Below are 17827 nucleotides of genomic sequence, written 5' to 3'. Positions count from 1 at the left end.
TCGTGAAGGTGGAGGCGACCAAGTTCACCGAGGTCGGCTATGTCGGCCGCGACGTCGAGCAGATCGCCCGCGACCTCGTCGAGGAGGCGATCCGGCTGGAGAAGGAACGCCGCCGCCTCGCGGTGAAGGACAAGGCCGAGGAGGCAGCGATGGCGCGCCTGCTCGATGCGCTGGTCGGCAAGGATTCGAGCCAGGCGACGCGCGAAAGCTTCAAGCAGCGCTTCCACGACGGCCATCTCGCGGGCACCGAGATCGAGCTGGAGCTGCAACAGGCGCCGCAGATGCCGTTCGAGCTGCCCGGCGGCGGCTCGGTCGGCATGATCAACCTGGGCGACATGCTCAAGGGCATGGGCGGCAATCAGACCAAGCGCCGCAAGATCCTCGTCCCGCAAGCGTGGGACAAACTGGTCGAGGAAGAGGCGGACAAGCGCCTCGACCAGGACGAGGTGAGCCGCGTCGCGCTGGCGGATGCGGAGGCGAACGGCATCGTCTTCCTTGACGAGATCGACAAGATCGCGGTCTCCGACGTGCGCGGCGGTTCGGTCAGCCGCGAGGGTGTCCAGCGCGACCTCTTGCCGCTGATCGAGGGCACCACCGTCTCGACCAAATACGGGCCGATGAAGACGGATCACATCCTGTTCATCGCCAGCGGCGCCTTTCACGTCGCCAAGCCGTCGGACCTGCTGCCCGAGCTCCAGGGCCGTCTGCCGATCCGCGTCGAGCTCAAGGGCCTGACCGAGGACGATTTCGTCGCCATCCTCTCCGACACCAAGGCGTCGCTGACCACGCAATATAAGGCGCTGCTCGGCACCGAGGGCGTGACGGTGGAGATGACCGAGGAGGGCATCCGCGCGGTCGCCAAGATCGCCGCCGAGGTGAATGCCGAGGTCGAGAATATCGGCGCCCGCCGCCTCCAGACGGTGATGGAGAAGCTGCTGGAAGACGTCAGCTTCGCCGCCGAGGACCGCCAGGGCGAGACGGTGACGGTGGACGCCGCCTATGTGGAGGCGCAGCTGGCCGGCATCGCGCGCAACACGGACCTCAGCCGCTTCGTGCTGTAACCGCAAAGCCCCTCCCCTTCAGGGGAGGGGTTCAGGCCTACTCCATCGCCCCGGCCAGCAGCGCCGGATCGATCCGCGCGTCGCGCCACTTCATCCCCCAGTGCATGTGCGGCCCCGTCGCGCGCCCCGTCGCGCCGACGCGGCCGATCGGCTCGCCCTGGCGCACCGTCTGCCCTTCCGCCACGTCGATCCGCGACAGGTGGAGGAAGGCGCTGTTCAGCCCCATGCCATGGTCGAGGATGACGAGGTTGCCCTCCAGCGTGAACGGCCGCGTCGTCGCCAGCACCACCACGCCGTCGGCGGGCGCGAGCACCGGCGTGCCCGCCGGCACCGCGACATCGGTGCCCGAGTGGAACGAGCCCGGCACGCCCTGGTAGACGCGCTGCGCTCCGAACTGGCCGGAGCGGCGCCCGGTCACCGGCCAGCGGAACCGCTGCCGCCAGCCGTCGACGTCATGGTCCACCGCGCGCGCCGTCTTGATCTCGGCAAGCTCGGCCGGGCGCAGCCGCTCGAACTCCGCGCTGGACTTGCCCGCACGCAGCGGCGCGTTGATCTTCTCGATCCGCCAGCCGCCGGGCGCGACCGAGAGCGTCCGCGTTTCACCACCGGCTACCGCCAGAACGGCGCTCGGCGCCGCATCGCGGTCGAAGGCGATCAGAAAGCGCCCGTCCGGCGCCACCGGCACGCGGGTGCCGTCCAGCGTCAGCACGGCGCCCGGCGCGGTGCGGCCAAGAATCGTCCCGCCCTGCCGTGCGCCGCCCTCCAGCACCAGCGACGCGGTGACCGGCGCCGGGCGGACCTGCGCCGGCGCGGCCGCGCTCGCCAGCGCCACGATCAGCAGCGCGAGTGCCCTCACCGCGGGCGCAACGCTTCCGACGCGATCTGCGCGCTGGCGAAGGGCACCTGCTTCACCACGTCCCAATAGCGAAGCGAATCAAGCGGGATACGCGCGCCGGAGACCGCGCAGGTCACGAAATCACCGCCGCTCAGCACCCGGAAGCCGTTGGGGCCGTAGTGGAGCCGCGCCGGGCGGTCGGACTTGGACATGAGCATTTGATCTGGCTTCCTATCACACCCCGTTCGTGGTGAGGAGAGACTGAGCGAAGGCGAAGGCTCGTCTCGAACCAGTGCCAGGTAAACATGCCCCCGGCATGTTCAGGATCGTCCGGGGGGACGATCCGACCTGGCGCTCCTTCGAGACGCCGCTTCGACGGGGTCAGCGGCTCCTCAGAACCAACGGAAGTTTCTTAGAACAACGTCGGCTGGGCGGGTTTCCCCTCAGAATAGGCCCGCGCGCCGCCGCGCTCAACCTTGGCGTCCCCCACCCTGGCATCAACCGTGCCATCCCGGAACCGCAGCGTCACCGCGCCCGCGCCCCGCACCGCCGCCGCGTTCGACAGCGTCTGTCCGTCACGCGAAGTCACCCGCGCATAGCCGCGCTCCAGGATCGCATCGGGGTTCACCGTCTCCAGCAGCCGACTGAGATCGGCGAGCCGCTGCCGCGCGCCGTCCAGCTGGCGCTGGAGCAGGGCCGGCCGCAGCGCGCCGGCATCGCGGTCGAGCCGCCGCCGCGCCTCCGCCACGCGCCGCTCCAGCCCGCGATCGATCCGCGCGCCCGCCTCGTCGACCCGCTGGCGCTGCGGCCCGAGCAGCCGGTCGCGGGTCGGCAGCAGCCGCGCACAGGCGGTCAGCCGCTCGCGCCCGCGCTCGACATAGCGGCGCGCGCACCGCTCGATCCGTTGGCCGTGCCCGCCGAGCGTGAGCCGCAGCTCCGCAAGCACCGGCACCGCCATCTCCGCCGCCGCGGTCGGCGTCGGCGCGCGCCGGTCGGCGGCATGGTCGCAGAGCGTGGTGTCGGTCTCGTGCCCCACCGCGCTGATCGTCGGGATGGCGGATGCGGCGACCGCGCGCACCACCACTTCCTCGTTGAACGCCCACAGATCCTCGATTGAACCGCCGCCGCGCGCGACGATCACCAGGTCGGGCCGCTCGCCCTCCGGCATCGCGGAGAAGCCGCGCACCGCCGCCGCCACTTCCTCGGCAGCACCCTCGCCCTGCACCTTTACCGGCCACACCAGCACATGGCTGGGGCAGCGATCCGCCAGCCGGTGCAGGATGTCGCGGATCACCGCGCCGGTGGGCGAGGTCACCACGCCGATCCGCGCGGGAAGGAAGGGCAGCGCGCGCTTGCGCTCCGCATCGAACAGCCCTTCGGCAGCGAAGGCAGCGCGGCGCTTCTCCAGCAGCGCCATCAGCGCGCCGGCGCCGGCCAGTTCCATCCGCTCGATCACGATCTGGTATTTCGACCGGCCCGGATAGGTGGTCAGCCGACCCGTCGCGACCACCTCCACGCCGTCCTCGGGCCGGAAGGCGATCAAATTCGCCTGCCCCTTCCAGATCACGCCGTCGATCACCGCGCTCTCGTCCTTGAGGCACAGATAGGCGTGGCCGGAGGCCACGCGTTTGTAGCCGCTGATCTCGCCACGCAGGCGGACATGGCCGAACTCGCCCTCCACCATCCGCTTGAGCTTCTGGGAGAGCTCGCCGACCGAAAGGGCCAGCGCGTTGTCGCCCGGCGCCGGGTCCGCTACCAGCCGGGCTGGCGTATCGTAAAAGGGGTCTGACATGAACGTCCTGCTGATCGGCGCGGGCGGGCGCGAGCATGCTCTCGCGTGGAAGCTCGCACAGTCGAGCGGTCTAGATACGCTCTATGCCGCCCCCGGCAACCCCGGCATCGCCCGACATGCCACCATCCCCCCGCTCGATCCGGCGGACCACCGCGCGGTGATCGACTTCGTGCGGCGTAACCAGATCGGGCTGGTGGTGATCGGGCCCGAGCAGCCTTTGGTCGACGGCCTGGCGGACAATGTCCGCGCGATCGGCGTGCCGGTGTTCGGGCCGGGGCGCGAGGCGGCGAAGCTGGAAGGCTCGAAGGGCTTCACCAAGGACCTGTGCGCGCGCGTCGGCATCCCTACCGCCCGCTATTTCAAGGTCACGTCGAAGGATGGCGCGCTGGCCTGCCTGGAGGATTTCATCGTCGAAGGCGACGTCCGCTGCGTGATCAAGGCGGACGGGCTCGCCGCCGGCAAGGGTGTCACCGTGGCGATGAACCGCGCCGAGGCGGAGGCGGCGATCGCGGACCTGTTCACCGGTGGTCCTGTCCAGGCGGTGATCGAGGAGTTCCTGGAAGGCGAGGAGGCGAGCCTGTTCGTGCTGTCGGACGGCACCAGCGTCGCCGCCTTCGGCAGCGCGCAGGACCACAAGCGCGTCGGCGAGGGCGATACCGGGCCCAACACCGGCGGCATGGGCGCCTACAGCCCCGCCGGCGCGCTCACCGCTGATCTGGAGGGGCGTGCGCTGGGCGAGATCGTGCGGCCGACCATCGACGCGCTCGCCGCCTCGGGCACGCCTTACACGGGCGTGCTTTACGCCGGGTTGATGCTCACCGCCCACGGCCCCAAGCTGATCGAATATAATGTCCGCTTCGGCGATCCCGAATGCCAGGTGCTGATGGCGCGGTTCGAGGGCGACCTGCTCGAAACGCTGCTGGCGGTGGCGGAAGGCCGGCTGGCCGATCTGCCCGCCCCCAATTTCGCCGAGGCGGTTGCATTGACGGTGGTGATGGCGGCGCGAGGCTATCCGGGCACGCCGGAGACCGGCGGCGAAATCAAGAACTTGGATGCGGCCGAGGCCGATGGTGCAATCGTCTTCCAGGCGGGAACCCGGATGGAGGGCGACGCGCTTGTGGCGTCTGGCGGGCGCGTGCTGGCGGTGACGGCCACCGGCGCGCGCGTCGCCGACGCGCAGACCGCGGCCTATGCCGCGGTCGACGCGATCGACTTCCCCACCGGCTTCGTGCGCCGGGACATTGGCTGGCGCGCGGTGGAGCGCGAGAAGAAGGACTGATCGATGCAGCAGCAGCCCACCACGCCTGCGCCCACCACGCCCTTCGAATGGGGCACCGCCACCACGGTGACATTGGTGATCATCGCGCTGCTGGCGATCGTCACCCTGCTCGCGATTATGCGCGGCGCGCGCCTGCGCCGCGAGCGGACGCACGCGCGGCAGATGGAGGAGGAGCGGATCGAGGCGGCTGCCCCGACGGCGGTTTCGCCGACGCCGGAGCCGGCGCCAACGCCAGCAGCCTACAGCCTCTCGCCCGCTGCACCCGAGGTGAAAACATCGGTCGCCACCCCAGCCCCGTCGCCCGTCGCGCCGGCGCCGCCGCCGCTCGACGACGCGCCAGTCGCCGGCCCGCCCGCCGCCACGCCCAGCCTCGCCGACGAGCCGATCGCCGCGGCTGCGCCGCTCGACGCTTCCCCCGCCAGCGAGGCGGTGGCGCCCGCGCCCGCCGAACCCTCGCCCGCCGAACGCCCGGTGACAATCATCAAGGGCCTCGGCCCCAAGGTGGCGGCGCGGCTCGGCGAACAAGGCGTCGCCACCGTCGGCGATCTGGCCGCCCTCAGCGACGATCAGGCCGAGGCGCTGGACGCCCGCCTCGGGCCCTTCACCGGCCGCATGGCGCGCGACCGCTGGCTCGAACAGGCCCGCTTCCTCGCCGCCGGCGACGACAAGGGCTTCGAAGCGGTGTTCGGCCGGCTGTAGCGCGACGCGCGATCCGCCGAGCGCAGCTCCGGCGGAACAGCCGGCCCGGCCGGCGGCGCCACGGCGCCGTCCGACGACGCGGGACTTGCTCCCGCGTCGGGGCCGGTCCTCAGCCGATCACCTCTCCTGCCAGCACGTCCGCGCCCCGCAGCCCGGTCACGCCCGTCAGCATCATGTGCAGGTCGCCCGCTTCCAGCAGGCCGTTGTCGTCGGTGTCGAACCACAGCAACTGGGTGTCGGTGCGGAACACCGCGTCGAGCATGCCATTGCCGGCGGTGTCCGCGAACGCCCCGTCGGCGCCCCCGCCGCTCGCCTGGTTGCCGAAGAAGGCGATCGCCTGGCCGGCGAGCGCAGGATCGGTCAGGCCGGTGACGTCGATGGTGTCGGCCCGGCTGAACGCCCTGATCTCGTCGACCGCGTCGCCGCTGCTGTCGGACACCGCATCGTAGAGGAACACGTCGCTTCCGCCGCGGCCGTTCATCATGTCGGCCCCCGCGCCGCCGTCCAGCCAGTCGTCGCCGGTGCCCCCGCGCAGCATGTCGGCGCCAGCGCCGGCGGTGACGTGGAGGTCCGCGCTCGCCTTGCCCGCGAACAGCTCGAACGGCTTGGTCGCGCCCAGGCCAGAGGCGTCGATGCTCTGGAACGCCGCGGCGATCTCGGCTTCGGCAGTGTCCAGCATCAGATAGGCACCCGAATCGCCGCCCAGGTCCTCGACCACGACGTGCTCGAACCCGGTCACGTTGGACAGGTTGCCGCCATGGGGCGGCGAGCCGGGGTAGATGAAGCCGTTGCTGATGTAGATCGTGTCGGCGCCCCCGGTCCCGCCGGCATAGGTTGGCGAACCCGCGGTCGAATCATAGCCGGCGTAGAGCGTGATCGTCGCGCTCGATTCGGACGCATCGAGCATCATCACCGGGCCGACCGCGCCCAGGTGGTTGATCGTCAGCGGGCCGGTGAAACCGGCGCCAACGGTGATCTCGTGGACGTTGTAGGAATCGACGAACAACGTCTGAATGCCCGCGCGTTGCGCCAGGCGGTCGAGTTCCACGTTGCTCGGTCCGGAGGGACCAAGGACCTCTACCGAACGCATGTTGGCGAAGTCCGCATCGGCCAGGTTCTGGTTGTAGAAGGTCAGCTGGTCGAGCCCGGCGCCGCCATGGAAGGTGTCGCGGGCGTTGAAGCCGCCTGCCGTGCTGTCGACATAATCGTCGCCGGCACCGCCGAATACCCTGTCGTCACCGGTGCCGATGGAAGCGTAGTCATCGCCGCCCGCGAGATGAAGCGTATCGCTGCCGATCCCCGACGCGAAGCGATCCGAACTTCCCCCGCCGAGGAATTTTACCGAATAGGCCGTCACGGTCTGCGTGCCGACGTACACGATCTCCCCGAACAGGTTCTGTTCCGGGGCGAACACACCGGACAGCTCGCGTGCATCTATGACCAGCTGCGGCGTGTTGAACGAGAACTCGCCGTTGTTGAGCTCGAAGAAGTAGATGTGGTCTACCGGCACCGCCTCGTCATGGCCGGTGCCCAGCACGATCCGGTCGGCAGTGCCGAACAACTGGTAGCGCTCAAAGGCTACGCTCTCGTCGAAGCGGAGCACCACCGGCCGCGCACGTGCGGCCGCGACCGCATCGGCCAGGAACGAGAGGTCGGTCGGATTGTCTCGATACGACTTTGCCATGGGCGACTCCCCTTGTGCGGCACGATGCCGTCACAAGTGAAACTACCTGGTAGCGCTCCCAGCGCAAGCCGGATTCCCGCATGATCGCACGATTGTTGCGAAATTGGTCCCGTGAGCGCAATCACAGCAAGCCACGTCGATGGTGTATAACGCTTTTCGATCAGTCGAGGTTCGGCCGCAGCCAGCGCTTCGCCACGTCGAGGTCCACGCCGCGCCGCGTCGCATAGTCCGCCACCTGGTCCTCGCCGATCCGCGCCACGCCGAAATACTCGGCCTGCGGGTGGCCGAAGTAGAAGCCGCTCACCGCCGCGGTGGGCAGCATCGCGAAGCTCTCGGTCAGCACCGCGCCGGTGGTCCGCTCCGCATCGAGCATCCCGAACAACACGGTCTTGAGGCTATGCTCCGGGCAGGCGGGATAGCCCGGGGCCGGCCGAATACCGCGATACTCCTCCCGGATCAGCGCCTCGTTGGTCAGCTGCTCGCCGGCGGCATAGCCCCACAGGTCGGTGCGGACGTGGCGGTGCAGCGCCTCGGCGAACGCCTCGGCCAGCCGGTCGGCCAGCGCCTTCAGCAGGATGTCGTTGTAATCGTCATTGTCGGCCTTGAACCGCGCCAGATGCGGCTCGATGCCGTGGATCGACACCGCGAAGCCGCCGAACCAGTCGCCGGCGGGATCGATGAAGTCCGCCAGGCACATGTTCGCCCGCCCCTCGCGCTTGGCGATCTGCTGGCGCAGCATCGGCAGCCGCACGCTCGCCTCGTTGCGACGGTCGAGATCGGGGACGTGGAATCCCTCGGGCACGCTGGCGCCGTCGGGGCTGCGATGATCCTCCGAATGGCGCGTCTGCACCCAGATATCGTCGCCCGAGCGATGGCACGGCCACAGCCCGGCGACGCCCCGGGCGGTAAGCCACTTCTCGCCGATGATCCGGTCCAGCATCGCGCGCGCATCGGCGTAGAGCGACCGTGCGCTCTCCCCCACCACCTTGTCGTCGAGGATCGCGGGGAAGTTGCCCGCCAGCTCCCAGGCGCGGAAGAACGGCGTCCAGTCGATATACTCGGCGAGATCGGCGAGGTCCCAGTCGTCGAAGACATGCACGCCGGGCTTCGCCGGCGCGGGCGGCTTGAGCGCGAAGTCCGCCGCAAAGCCATTCTCGCGCGCCTTGTCGATCGGCAGCAGCGCGTTCGCGCCCTTGCCCTCGCGCGCCGCGCGCACCGCGGCATAATCGTCCGCGGTCTTGGTCACGAAATCGTCGCGGATCGTCTCGGAGACGAGCGTCGTCGCCACACCCACCGCGCGGCTCGCGTCGAGCACGTGCACCACCGGCCCCTCATAGGCGGGCGCGATGCGCAAGGCGGTATGGACCTTCGATGTCGTCGCCCCGCCGATCAGCAGCGGCATCGTCATGCGCGAGCGCTGCATCTCCTCCGCCACCGTCACCATCTCGTCCAGCGAGGGGGTGATCAGGCCGGAAAGGCCGATCATGTCGGCGTCATTCTCGTTGGCCGCTTCCAGGATCTTTGCCCAGGGCACCATCACGCCCAGGTCGACCACCTCGAAGCCGTTGCACTGGAGCACGACGCCGACGATGTTCTTGCCGATATCGTGGACGTCGCCCTTCACCGTCGCCATCACCACGCGCCCTTTGCCCTTGGCCCCGGGCTCCTTCGCCGCCTCGATGAAGGGCAGCAGGTGCGCGACCGCCTTCTTCATCACGCGCGCGGATTTCACCACCTGCGGCAGGAACATCTTGCCCGATCCGAACAGGTCGCCGACCACGTTCATCCCGTCCATCAGCGGCCCCTCGATCACCTCGATCGGGCGATCCATGGCGAGGCGCATCTCCTCGGTATCCTCGACGACGTGCGCGTCGATGCCCTTGACCAGCGCATATTCCAGCCGCTTGCGCACCTCGAACCCGCGCCATTCCGCCGCCGCCTTCTCCGCCACCGCATCGGTGCCGCGGAACTTCTCGGCGAGCGCCACCAGTCGCTCGCCCGCCTCGGGATCGCGGTTGAGGATCACGTCCTCGCAAGCGGTCCTCAGCTCCGGGTCGATCGTGTCGTAGACGTCGAGCTGCCCGGCGTTGACGATCGCCATGTCCAGCCCGGCGGGGATGGCATGATAGAGGAACACCGAGTGCATCGCCCGGCGCACCGGCTCGTTGCCGCGGAAGCTGAAGCTGAGGTTTGAGAGCCCGCCCGAGAAATGGACGTGCGGGCAGCGCGCCTTGATCTCCTTCACCGCCTTGATGAAGTCGACGCCGTAATTGTTGTGCTCCTCGATCCCGGTCGCCACCGCGAACACGTTGGCGTCGAAGATGATGTCCTCGGGCGGAAAGCCGATGCCGGTGAGCAATTTGTAGGCACGCTCGCAGATCTCGATCTTGCGTGCCTGCGTATCCGCCTGGCCGACTTCGTCGAACGCCATCACCACCACCGCGGCACCATAGGCCATGCAGCGGCGCGCCTCGGCGAGGAACTTCTCTTCCCCTTCCTTCATGCTGATCGAGTTGACGATCGGCTTGCCGGAGACGCACTTGAGCCCCGCCTCGATCACCTCCCACTTGGAGCTGTCGATCATCACCGGCACGCGCGCGATGTCGGGCTCGGCGGCGATCAGCTTCAGGAACGTCGTCATCGCCTCGACCGCGTCGAGCAGGCCCTCGTCCATGTTGACGTCGATCACCTGCGCGCCATTCTCCACCTGGCTGCGCGCGACCTCGACGGCGCGGACATAATCCCCCGCCATGATCAGCTTCTTGAACGCCGCCGATCCGGTGACGTTGGTGCGCTCACCGATGTTGACGAACTGGGTGGAGGAGGATTGGGTAGTCATCTGAACCTTCTCATCCTCCCCTGTAAGGGGAGGTGGCGCGAAGCGCCGGAGGGGTGTCGCGCTCTCGAGAGGGGGAACACCCCTCCGTCAGCGCTTCGCGCTGCCACCTCCCCTTAAAGGGGAGGATAAAACTAGGCCGCCATCGTGAACGGCTCCAGTCCCGCCAGCCGCGTGCGCACCGGCGGCACCGGCACGGCGCGCGGCGGCAGGCCGCGGACGCCCTCGGCGATCGCGGCGATATGCGCCGGGGTCGATCCGCAGCAGCCGCCCAGCACGTTCACCTGCCCCGCCTCGGCCCATTCGCCGACCAGCCCGGCGGTGGTCGCCGGCGCCTCGTCATAGGCACCCAGCTCGTTGGGCAGGCCGGCATTGGGATAGACCATGATCAGCGTGTCGCAGATCTCGCTCAGCGTCTTCACATGCGGGCGGAGTTGCTCCGCGCCGAACGAGCAGTTCAGCCCGATGGTCAGCGGCCGTGCATGGCGCACCGCATGCCAGAAGGCCTCGACAGTGTGCCCCGAGAGGTTCCGCCCCGAAAGGTCTGTCAACGTCATCGACAGCATGATCGGCAGGTCGCGCCCAAGGTCCACGCCCGCCTCGATCGCCGCCATGATCCCGGCCTTGGCGTTGAGCGTGTCGAACACCGTCTCGATCAGCACGAAGTCGATCCCGCCCTCGACCAGCGCATCGATCTGCTCGCGATATACGTCCTTCAGGTAATCGAAGTCGATCTCGCGATAGCCCGGATCGTTGACGTCGGGCGACAGCGACAGCGTCTTGTTGGTCGGCCCGATCGCCCCCGCGACGAAGCGTGGACGGCCATCCTTCGCCTCGAACTCGTCGGCGATGCTACGCGCCAGCCGGGCGCTCTCCACGTTGATCTCGCGGACCAGATGCTCGGCGCCGTAGTCGGCCTGGCTGATCCGGTTGGCGCTGAACGTGTTGGTCTCGGCGATGTCCGCCCCCGCCGCGAAATAGGCGCGATGGATGCTGGCGGGCACCTCGGGCTTGGTCAGAGCCAAGATGTCGTTGTTGCCCTTCTGGTCGTGGGAGAGGCCTAGTGATCCGGCATAGGCCGCCTCGTCCAGCTTCCAGTTCTGGATCTCGGTGCCGAACGCCCCGTCGGTGATCAGGATGCGCTTGCCGGCCTCGGCGTTGAAACGGTCTCTTGCGGTCATGTCGAACTCCAATCCTCCCCGTTCACGGGGAGGTGGCGCGCGCAGCGCGACGGAGGGGGCTCTCCTCATTCCGTATCGCCGGTGGAGAGCCCCCTCCACCAGCTTCGCTGGTCCCCCTCCCCGCAGGCGGGGAGGATCAGGTGTTCGCCCGCACCCCCAGCAGGTGGCAGATCGCGAAGCTCAGTTCCGCGCGATTGAGCGTATAGAAGTGGAATTCCTTCACCCCGCCCGCATAAAGCTTGCGGCACAGCTCGGCCGCCAGCGTCGCGGAGACGAGCTGGCGCGCCTCCGGCTTGTCGTCCAGCCCGTCGAACAGCCGTCCCATCCACGCCGGCACCGCCGTGCCGCACATCGCGCTCATCCGCTGCACCGCGGCGAAGTTCATCACCGGCATGATCCCCGGCACGATCTCGGCATTGATTCCCGCCGCGGCCACCGCGTCGCGATACCGGAGGAAGGTGTCCGCCTCGAAGAAGAACTGGGTGATCGCGCGCGTCGCCCCGGCGTCGATCTTGCGCTTCAGATTGTCGAGATCGGCCGTCGCATCGGCCGAGTCCGGGTGGCATTCGGGATAGGCCGAGACCGAGATCTCGAACGGGTGCCGCGCGCGCAGCCCCGCCACCAGCGCGGCGGCATTCTCATAGCCGCCCGGATGCGGCGCATAGGGCGCCCCCTCGGGCATGTCGCCGCGCAGGGCGACGATGTGGCGCACGCCGGCGTCCCAATAGGCATCGGCGACCGCATCGATCTCGTCGCGCGTCGCTTCCACGCAGGTGAGGTGCGCCGCCGCCGGGATCGCGGTCTCCCGCGCGATCCGCGCCACGGTGGCATGGGTGCGCTCCCGCGTGGTGCCGCCCGCACCATAGGTGACCGAAACGAAGCGGGGGCCGAGCGGCGCCAGCGTCGCCACCGACTGCCATAAGGTCTCTTCCATCTTCGCCGTCTTGGGCGGGAAGAACTCGAAACTCACCGCCAGATCGCCACCGACATCGGCGTAGAGCGGCGCTCCATAAGCCAGCGTCGGCTCGTCCGATCGCGCCAACACGTCCGTCATGCCGCCTTCACCTCACGCGCGGCCGCTTTCCGGCCCAACCACAATTTCACCGTCAGTTCGCCGCCCTCCAGCGTCTCGATCCGTGCCGGCATCAACCCCGCCACCTCGAACCAGCCCGCGATCTGCGCATCGGAGAAGCCCAGCCGGGTATGCGCGTCGCGGCTGCGCAATTCCTCGCGGTCGTGCGGGGCGAAATCGGCGATCAGCAGCCGCCCGCCCCCACGCAGCACCCGCGCCGCCTCCGCGATCGCCGCGCCGGGCTGCTGGGCGTAATGGAGGACGTGGTGCAGCACCGCCAGATCGGCCTCGCCGTCGTCCAGCGGCAGCGCGTACAGGTCCGCCTGGCGCAACTCGGCATGGCTCAGCCCGGCCTCGGACAATTTGGCGCGGGCGAGCCGCAGCATCTCGGAGCTGCGGTCGATCCCCAGCGCCGCCTTGGCCTGCCACCCGAACAGCTCCAGCACGCGGCCGGTGCCGGTGCCGATGTCGACCAGCCGCTCCACCGGCGTGTCGCCCAGCACCGCGCGCATGCTCGCCTCCACCTCGCTGTCGGCGACGTGCAACGAGCGGATCGCGTCCCACTCGCCCGCGTGCGTCTCGAACCAGGCGGCAGCGCTGGCGGCACGGTCGGCGCGCACCGCGGCAAGGCGGGCGATGTCGGCGATCGCCCAGCGATCGGGCTCCTCGGCGGCCCAGGCGTCCAGCGCGGCGGCGACCGGCGCCACCTTCTGCGCCGCGCCCAACGCCAAAAACACCCAGCTGCCTTCCTTGCGCCGCTCGGCAAGGCCCGCATCGCACAGGATCTTGACGTGGCGGCTGACGCGCGGCTGGCTCTGCCCCAGCACCTGCGCCAGCTCGCCGATCGACAGCTCCATCGCGCGCAGAAGCGCCAGGATGCGCAGCCTAGTCGGGTCCGCCAGGGCACGGAAGATGTCGAGCGCGATCGTCATGGCCGCTGAAAGACATAAAGATATCTTTATATGAGGTCAATCGAATGGGTCGTTACGGACCCAAGCCGATGCTGCGGGCGTTACGCCCCGATCGACCACCTGGGAGCTGACCCGATGAAGACCTTTGCCGCCCTCGCGCTCGTCGCCGCCGCCGCCGCGCTGCCCGCCTGCTCGCAGAAGGCGCAGGACGAATCGGCCGAAGCCGCGAACACCGTCGCCGCCGACACCAGCGCCACCATGTCCAACGCCGCCGGCGATGTCGAAGCCGCCAGCGACGAGGCGTTCGGTGATGCCGAGCGCAACCTCGACAACGCGGGCGATCGCGCCGGCGCCGCCGCCGACCGTGCGGGCGACGCGATCGAGAATGCCGCGGACGACGCCGCCGACGCCACCGGCAGCGCGCTGCGCCAGGCCGGCAAGGCGATCGAGGACTGATCTTCTCACACGCGCGAGGTTCGCTAACTTACGCGCGTGAAACGCCTCCTCCCCCTCCTGCTCCTCTGCGCCTGCACGCCCGACGCGCCATCGTCTGGCACGATCAGCGCCGAGGAGGACCGGCAGCTGAACGAGGCCGCGGCCTCGCTCGACGCCAACGCGTACGACGACAGCGGAGACGAAGAATGACTCAGCGTCGCCTCGGCGCCTCCGACCTTAAGATCGCGCCACTGGTACTGGGCGGCAACGTGTTCGACTGGACCGCAGACCGCGCCGCCAGCTTCGCGGTGCTCGACGCCTTTGTCGCCGGCGGCGGCACGATGATCGACACCGCCGACGCGTATTCCGCTTGGGCGGACGGCCACAGCGGCGGCGAGTCGGAGGCGATGATCGGCGAGTGGCTGCGCGCGTCGGGCAAGCGTGACCGGGTGCAGATCGCCACCAAGGTGGGCATGCTGCCGGGCGAGGGCGGCGAGAAGCTGGCACCGTCGCGGATCGTCGCCGCCTGCGAGGCGTCGCTCAAGCGGCTCGGCATCGAGCGAATCGACCTCTATTACGCGCACCAGGACGACGAGGCGGTGCCGCAGGAGGCCTATCTGGAGGCGTTCGCCCGGCTGCACGACCAAGGCAAGGTGGCGGTGCTGGGCGCCTCCAACTTCCACGCCGCCCGCCTCAAGTCCGCGGTGGAGATCGCGCGCGCCAACGGCTGGCCGCGCTTCGAAGTGCTCCAGCCCGAATATAATCTCGTCAGCCGCCACAAGTTCGAGGGCGAGCTCCAGGACTATTGCGTCGAGTGGAACATCGGCGTGCTGCCCTATTATGGCCTGGCCGGCGGCTTTCTGACGGGCAAGTACCGCAGTCGCGACGATCTCGGCCAGAGTGTACGCGGCGGGCGAATGGGCAACCTGCTCGACACCAAGCGGCCGGTGCTCGACGCGATCGACCAGGTGGCGGAGGAGACCGGCGCCACGCTGCCCCAGATCGCGCTAGCCTGGCTGCTCGCCCAACCCGGCGTCACCGCACCGATCGCCAGCGCGACCTCGACGAAGCAGCTGGAAGACCTGCTACCGGCGATGACGCTGGAGCTTTCGCCCGACCAGCTCGACCGCCTCACCAACGCCGGGGCCTAAGCGGGCGTTAACCTTCTTCGCTTAACCTGCGCAGCGATGGAGCGCGCGGCACGATGAGGCTTGGCGGACTGGCCACCGCAGGAGCGATCGCGATGGCCGCGACTGTCGCCGCTTCCGGCTATGTCCATCGCGACACCGGCCCGCAGGTGCTGGCGTCGCAGGAGGTGCCGCCGCCACGGCCCGCCCCGAAGCACGCCGCTCCGGTGGCGAGCGTCAGCGCAGAGCCCGCCGCCTCCCCCTACGTCATCAGGCGCGTGCTGCCGATCGACGGGCCGATGAAGATCGGCGACCATCATTGGGACGATGCCGGCGTGCCGCCGGGCGAGCTGATCATCACCGTGGATCTCGCCGCGCAGGTGCTGTCGGTGTTCCGCGGCGGCTATGAGATCGGCGCGGCGGCGATCCTCTACGGCGCGGATGCCAAGCCGACCCCGCTCGGCATCTATCCGATCACCCAGAAGGACGCCGACCACGTCTCCAACATCTATCACGCGCCGATGCCCTACATGCTGCGCCTGACCAACGACGGCGTCGCCATCCACGCCAGCGACGTGCAGGATGGCTATATGACCCACGGCTGCATCGGCGTGCCCCTGTCCTTCGCCAGGAAGCTGTTCGGCGTGGCGAAGCTGGGCGATCGCGTGATCGTCACGCGCGGCGAAGTGCTCCAGGCGGGCAAGCCGATCCCCGCGGCCTGATCAGATCGGCCATTCGAAGTCGATCCGCGTCTCGCCGGAGATCGCCCCCTCGCTGTCGAACCGCCGCTCGGCGATGATCCCGCCGCCATCTTGCCCGACCGCGACGATCGTACTGCACCGTGTGCCGTACACCGGATTGCGGATGAAGATCGACGCGAGGCCGTGATCCTCAGGCACCTCCTCCGCCAGTCCGTCGAACAGCGCCTCCGGTTCGTCCGCCCCAGCGAGCCAATCCGCCAGCACCGTCTTCAGTCGCACCGTCTTGGGCCAGGATTCGTCGAGACCGGCATTGGCGAGGCCGTAGACCGCGGGCGCCAGCGGCCGCGCGCCCGCACGCGGCCGGTTGGTGACGAAGCGCGCGCCATCCCCATCGACGACAATCAGGTTGAAGCCGTTGAAAGCGTCCAGGTCCACCGGCAGCGGCGCCCCCGTGAGCGCCGCGGCGACCAGATCGCCGCGCGAGCGTGCGTCGGGTCGCGGTGGCTGGCCGCGCACGTTGGTCACCACCGCGAAGCGTCCGCCTCGGTGCAGGCCTAGCCAGGTTCCGCCCGAGACGAGATCGCGCCCCGCCATCAAGCCCGGCGCGTCGCTCCATTCCGCCAGCGGTGCCGAGGGCCGTGCATGGAATTCGTCGCGATTGCCCGCGACCACCAGCCGCCAGTTCGGATGATCCCAGGCGAATGCCAACACGCACATCGACGCCTCCCTATCTTCCGCCGCCCCTTCCCTCACGCGCGGCGATGCAGCAAGGGAGTGGCATGGTCGAAAAGCTGCTCGGCGCGCTCACCCTGTTCGCGATCTCCGTCATCCGTTGGGGTGGCTATGGCGGCGTAGTATTGCTGATGGCGATCGAGAGCGCCTGCATCCCGCTCCCGTCCGAGATCATCATGCCCTTCGCAGGCTATCTGGTCTCCACCGGCGAGATGAACCTGTTCCTCGCCGCCACCGCCGGCGCTCTGGGCTGCAACCTGGGCTCGATCGTCGCCTATGAGATCGGCCGACGCGGCGGACGGCCGATGGCGGAGCGGTTCGGTCGCTACGTGCTGGTCGGCCCGGCCGAGCTCGACCTTGCCGACCGGTTCTTCAATCGCTGGGGCAATTGGGCGATCCTGATCGGCCGGATGCTGCCGGTGATCCGCACCTTCATCGCCTTCCCCGCGGGCGTCGCGCGGATGAAGCTGATCCCTTTCCACGTTTATACGTTCGTGGGCAGCTGGCCGTTCTGCCTGCTGCTCGCCTGGATCGGCATGAAGCTGGGCGATGCGTGGAACAGCGATCCGCGGCTCAAGGCCTTCTTCCACAGCGCCGACCTGCTGATCGGCGTGGTGCTGGTCGCGGCGGTGGCCTGGTACATCTGGCACCGCGTACGCGGCCTCAAGCGGAAGTGAAGCCCCGCCGCGCGGCCAGCGCGCGCAGTTCGTCCTCGCGTCCGGGCGCGAGCTTCTCCATCCGCGCGCGATAGGCCGCGACCAGATCGGGGCCGGCGCCCTCGGGAGAGCCGGCCGCAAAGGGCGGGGCGGGATCATATTCGAACGCCAGCTGCACCACCTTGGCATGCGCCTCGCCGCGGATCAGCGCGGTGAGCGTCAGTGCGAAGTCGATGCCCGCGGTGACACCGCCGCCGGTCGCGCGGTTGCGGTCCACCACCACGCGCTCCGCCACCGGCTCGGCACCGAACAGCGGCAGCATGTCCCGCCACGCCCAGTGAGAGCCGGCGCGATAGCCGGAGAGCAGCCCAGCCGCGCCCAGGATCAGCGATCCGGTGCACACGCTGGTCACCCACTGTGCGGAGCCACCGACACGGGCGATCCAGGCGACCGCCGCGTCATCGGCGATGACGGCGTTTACCCCCATGCCGCCGGGCACGCACAGGATGTCCGCGCTTTCGACCTCGTCGAAGGCCGCGGTCGGCAGGATGGAGAAACCGGCATCGGTGGGCACCGGGTCGCACGTCTTCCAGACGAGATCGACACGGGTGTCCTCGCCAAGCCGCGACAGCACCTGCGCGGGGCCGGTCAGGTCGAGCTGGGTGACGTTCGGGAACAGCAGAAAGGCGACATGCATGGACAACCTCCTTCACCGGTGGATGCCCAGGCGCGCGGCTTCGGGTCGCTCGCGCTCCCTCGTGGTGCTCCACGGTTGCGCCAGTCACGCGAGTCGATGCGAGCCTAGCGTCGTCTCCCCTGCCTGTCG

18 protein-coding genes and 1 riboswitch are annotated in these 17827 nt (G+C 69.2%); of the genes, 8 read left to right on the top strand and 10 right to left on the bottom strand.

The genetic code is table 11. The annotated features are described in order from the left end of the window. On the top strand, positions 1 to 1061 hold a 1061-nt coding region (gene hslU, locus ACFDTH_RS13445), incomplete at its 5' end, for an ATP-dependent protease ATPase subunit HslU (RefSeq protein WP_375288051.1). Between the two features lie 37 nt (positions 1062 to 1098). On the opposite strand, the gene ACFDTH_RS13440 is transcribed toward hslU, so the two are convergent. The 3 genes from ACFDTH_RS13440 to xseA form a co-directional block, all read right to left on the bottom strand. After that, positions 1099 to 1917 (bottom strand): M23 family metallopeptidase, encoded by an 819-nt coding sequence (locus ACFDTH_RS13440; RefSeq protein WP_375288050.1) that lies wholly within the window; start codon positions 1915 to 1917, stop codon positions 1099 to 1101. Further along, the gene (locus ACFDTH_RS13435) at positions 1914 to 2114 is read right to left on the bottom strand and encodes a DUF2093 domain-containing protein (RefSeq protein ID WP_375288049.1); all 201 of its coding nucleotides are present in this window, start codon (positions 2112 to 2114) and stop codon (positions 1914 to 1916) included. Before ACFDTH_RS13435 ends, ACFDTH_RS13440 begins: the two co-directional genes overlap by 4 nt. Positions 2115 to 2308: 194 nt before the next feature. Next, complete coding sequence (gene xseA, locus ACFDTH_RS13430; protein WP_375288048.1) at positions 2309 to 3688, bottom strand: exodeoxyribonuclease VII large subunit; 1380 nt, start codon at positions 3686 to 3688, stop codon at positions 2309 to 2311. On the opposite strand from xseA, the gene purD reads away from it, so the two are divergent. Together purD and ACFDTH_RS13420 are read left to right on the top strand one after the other, a co-directional pair. Next, the gene (purD, locus tag ACFDTH_RS13425) at positions 3687 to 4967 is read left to right on the top strand and encodes a phosphoribosylamine--glycine ligase (protein WP_375288047.1); all 1281 of its coding nucleotides are present in this window, start codon (positions 3687 to 3689) and stop codon (positions 4965 to 4967) included. The genes xseA and purD overlap by 2 nt on opposite strands. A 3-nt stretch (positions 4968 to 4970) precedes the next feature. Next, positions 4971 to 5666: a hypothetical protein gene (locus tag ACFDTH_RS13420; RefSeq protein WP_375288046.1), complete on the top strand. Its 696-nt coding sequence runs from the start codon at positions 4971 to 4973 to the stop codon at positions 5664 to 5666. A gap of 109 nt (positions 5667 to 5775) precedes the next feature. Here ACFDTH_RS13420 and ACFDTH_RS13415 read toward each other — a convergent pair whose 3' ends face one another. From ACFDTH_RS13415 to ACFDTH_RS13395, 5 genes are all read right to left on the bottom strand, one after another. Continuing rightward, positions 5776 to 7350, bottom strand: a complete 1575-nt coding sequence (locus tag ACFDTH_RS13415) for a M10 family metallopeptidase C-terminal domain-containing protein (protein ID WP_375288045.1) — start codon at positions 7348 to 7350, stop codon at positions 5776 to 5778. Positions 7351 to 7510: 160 nt separating this feature from the next. Further along, a complete protein-coding gene (gene metH / locus ACFDTH_RS13410; protein WP_375288044.1) occupies positions 7511 to 10189 on the bottom strand; it encodes a methionine synthase in 2679 nt (892 codons plus the stop codon). Positions 10190 to 10320: 131 nt separating this feature from the next. Beyond that, positions 10321 to 11367, bottom strand: a complete 1047-nt coding sequence (locus ACFDTH_RS13405) for a homocysteine S-methyltransferase family protein (RefSeq protein WP_375288043.1) — start codon at positions 11365 to 11367, stop codon at positions 10321 to 10323. A gap of 136 nt (positions 11368 to 11503) precedes the next feature. Further along, complete coding sequence (metF, locus tag ACFDTH_RS13400; protein ID WP_375288042.1) at positions 11504 to 12421, bottom strand: methylenetetrahydrofolate reductase [NAD(P)H]; 918 nt, start codon at positions 12419 to 12421, stop codon at positions 11504 to 11506. Beyond that, positions 12418 to 13371 (bottom strand): ArsR/SmtB family transcription factor, encoded by a 954-nt coding sequence (locus ACFDTH_RS13395; protein ID WP_375288041.1) that lies wholly within the window; start codon positions 13369 to 13371, stop codon positions 12418 to 12420. Before ACFDTH_RS13395 ends, metF begins: the two co-directional genes overlap by 4 nt. A gap of 114 nt (positions 13372 to 13485) precedes the next feature. On the opposite strand from ACFDTH_RS13395, the gene ACFDTH_RS13390 reads away from it, so the two are divergent. The 4 genes from ACFDTH_RS13390 to ACFDTH_RS13375 all read left to right on the top strand — a co-directional run bounded on the left by ACFDTH_RS13390 (position 13486) and on the right by ACFDTH_RS13375 (position 15634). Further along, positions 13486 to 13806, top strand: a complete 321-nt coding sequence (locus ACFDTH_RS13390; RefSeq protein ID WP_375288040.1) for a hypothetical protein — start codon at positions 13486 to 13488, stop codon at positions 13804 to 13806. 36 nt (positions 13807 to 13842) lie between these two features. Further along, positions 13843 to 13995 carry a hypothetical protein gene (locus ACFDTH_RS13385; protein WP_375288039.1) on the top strand — a complete coding sequence of 51 codons (153 nt, stop codon included), beginning with the start codon at positions 13843 to 13845 and terminating at the stop codon, positions 13993 to 13995. Further along, complete coding sequence (locus ACFDTH_RS13380) at positions 13992 to 14936, top strand: aldo/keto reductase (RefSeq protein ID WP_375288038.1); 945 nt, start codon at positions 13992 to 13994, stop codon at positions 14934 to 14936. Before ACFDTH_RS13385 ends, ACFDTH_RS13380 begins: the two co-directional genes overlap by 4 nt. 92 nt (positions 14937 to 15028) lie before the next feature. Beyond that, positions 15029 to 15634: a L,D-transpeptidase family protein gene (locus ACFDTH_RS13375; RefSeq protein ID WP_375288037.1), complete on the top strand. Its 606-nt coding sequence runs from the start codon at positions 15029 to 15031 to the stop codon at positions 15632 to 15634. On the opposite strand, the gene ACFDTH_RS13370 is transcribed toward ACFDTH_RS13375, so the two are convergent. After that, positions 15635 to 16330, bottom strand: a complete 696-nt coding sequence (locus ACFDTH_RS13370) for an NRDE family protein (RefSeq protein ID WP_375288036.1) — start codon at positions 16328 to 16330, stop codon at positions 15635 to 15637. Between the two features lie 62 nt (positions 16331 to 16392). On the opposite strand from ACFDTH_RS13370, the gene ACFDTH_RS13365 reads away from it, so the two are divergent. Beyond that, on the top strand, positions 16393 to 17022 hold the full coding sequence (locus ACFDTH_RS13365; protein ID WP_375288035.1) for a DedA family protein: 630 nt from the start codon (positions 16393 to 16395) through the stop codon (positions 17020 to 17022). On the opposite strand, the gene ACFDTH_RS13360 is transcribed toward ACFDTH_RS13365, so the two are convergent. After that, positions 17009 to 17698: a DJ-1/PfpI family protein gene (locus tag ACFDTH_RS13360; protein ID WP_375288034.1), complete on the bottom strand. Its 690-nt coding sequence runs from the start codon at positions 17696 to 17698 to the stop codon at positions 17009 to 17011. The two genes, ACFDTH_RS13365 and ACFDTH_RS13360, sit on opposite strands and share 14 nt — an antisense overlap. Before the next feature lie 17 nt (positions 17699 to 17715). Next, positions 17716 to 17796: riboswitch (ZMP/ZTP riboswitch) on the bottom strand. Positions 17797 to 17827: the final 31 nt, after the last annotated feature.

Origin of the sequence: Sphingomonas sp., from assembly GCF_042096255.1 — a bacterium.
In the GTDB taxonomy this organism is placed as follows: Bacteria; Pseudomonadota; Alphaproteobacteria; order Sphingomonadales; family Sphingomonadaceae; genus Sphingomonas.
This window is presented reverse-complemented; position numbering and strand designations above follow the sequence as displayed.

Excerpts from the sequence above, each read along its gene's own strand:
- ACFDTH_RS13420 (WP_375288046.1), top strand. The coding sequence starts at position 4,971 with ATGCAGCAGCAGCCCACCACGCCTGCGCCCACCACGCCCTTCGAATGG.
- ACFDTH_RS13435 (WP_375288049.1), bottom strand. The coding sequence starts at position 2,114 with ATGCTCATGTCCAAGTCCGACCGCCCGGCGCGGCTCCACTACGGCCCC.
- ACFDTH_RS13405 (WP_375288043.1), bottom strand. The coding sequence starts at position 11,367 with ATGACCGCAAGAGACCGTTTCAACGCCGAGGCCGGCAAGCGCATCCTG.
- metF (WP_375288042.1), bottom strand. The coding sequence starts at position 12,421 with ATGACGGACGTGTTGGCGCGATCGGACGAGCCGACGCTGGCTTATGGA.
- ACFDTH_RS13375 (WP_375288037.1), top strand. The coding sequence starts at position 15,029 with ATGGCCGCGACTGTCGCCGCTTCCGGCTATGTCCATCGCGACACCGGC.
- ACFDTH_RS13370 (WP_375288036.1), bottom strand. The coding sequence starts at position 16,330 with ATGTGCGTGTTGGCATTCGCCTGGGATCATCCGAACTGGCGGCTGGTG.
- ACFDTH_RS13415 (WP_375288045.1), bottom strand. The coding sequence starts at position 7,350 with ATGGCAAAGTCGTATCGAGACAATCCGACCGACCTCTCGTTCCTGGCC.
- xseA (WP_375288048.1), bottom strand. The coding sequence starts at position 3,688 with ATGTCAGACCCCTTTTACGATACGCCAGCCCGGCTGGTAGCGGACCCG.
- metH (WP_375288044.1), bottom strand. The coding sequence starts at position 10,189 with ATGACTACCCAATCCTCCTCCACCCAGTTCGTCAACATCGGTGAGCGC.
- ACFDTH_RS13395 (WP_375288041.1), bottom strand. The coding sequence starts at position 13,371 with ATGACGATCGCGCTCGACATCTTCCGTGCCCTGGCGGACCCGACTAGG.
- ACFDTH_RS13390 (WP_375288040.1), top strand. The coding sequence starts at position 13,486 with ATGAAGACCTTTGCCGCCCTCGCGCTCGTCGCCGCCGCCGCCGCGCTG.
- ACFDTH_RS13365 (WP_375288035.1), top strand. The coding sequence starts at position 16,393 with ATGGTCGAAAAGCTGCTCGGCGCGCTCACCCTGTTCGCGATCTCCGTC.
- ACFDTH_RS13360 (WP_375288034.1), bottom strand. The coding sequence starts at position 17,698 with ATGCATGTCGCCTTTCTGCTGTTCCCGAACGTCACCCAGCTCGACCTG.
- ACFDTH_RS13380 (WP_375288038.1), top strand. The coding sequence starts at position 13,992 with ATGACTCAGCGTCGCCTCGGCGCCTCCGACCTTAAGATCGCGCCACTG.
- purD (WP_375288047.1), top strand. The coding sequence starts at position 3,687 with ATGAACGTCCTGCTGATCGGCGCGGGCGGGCGCGAGCATGCTCTCGCG.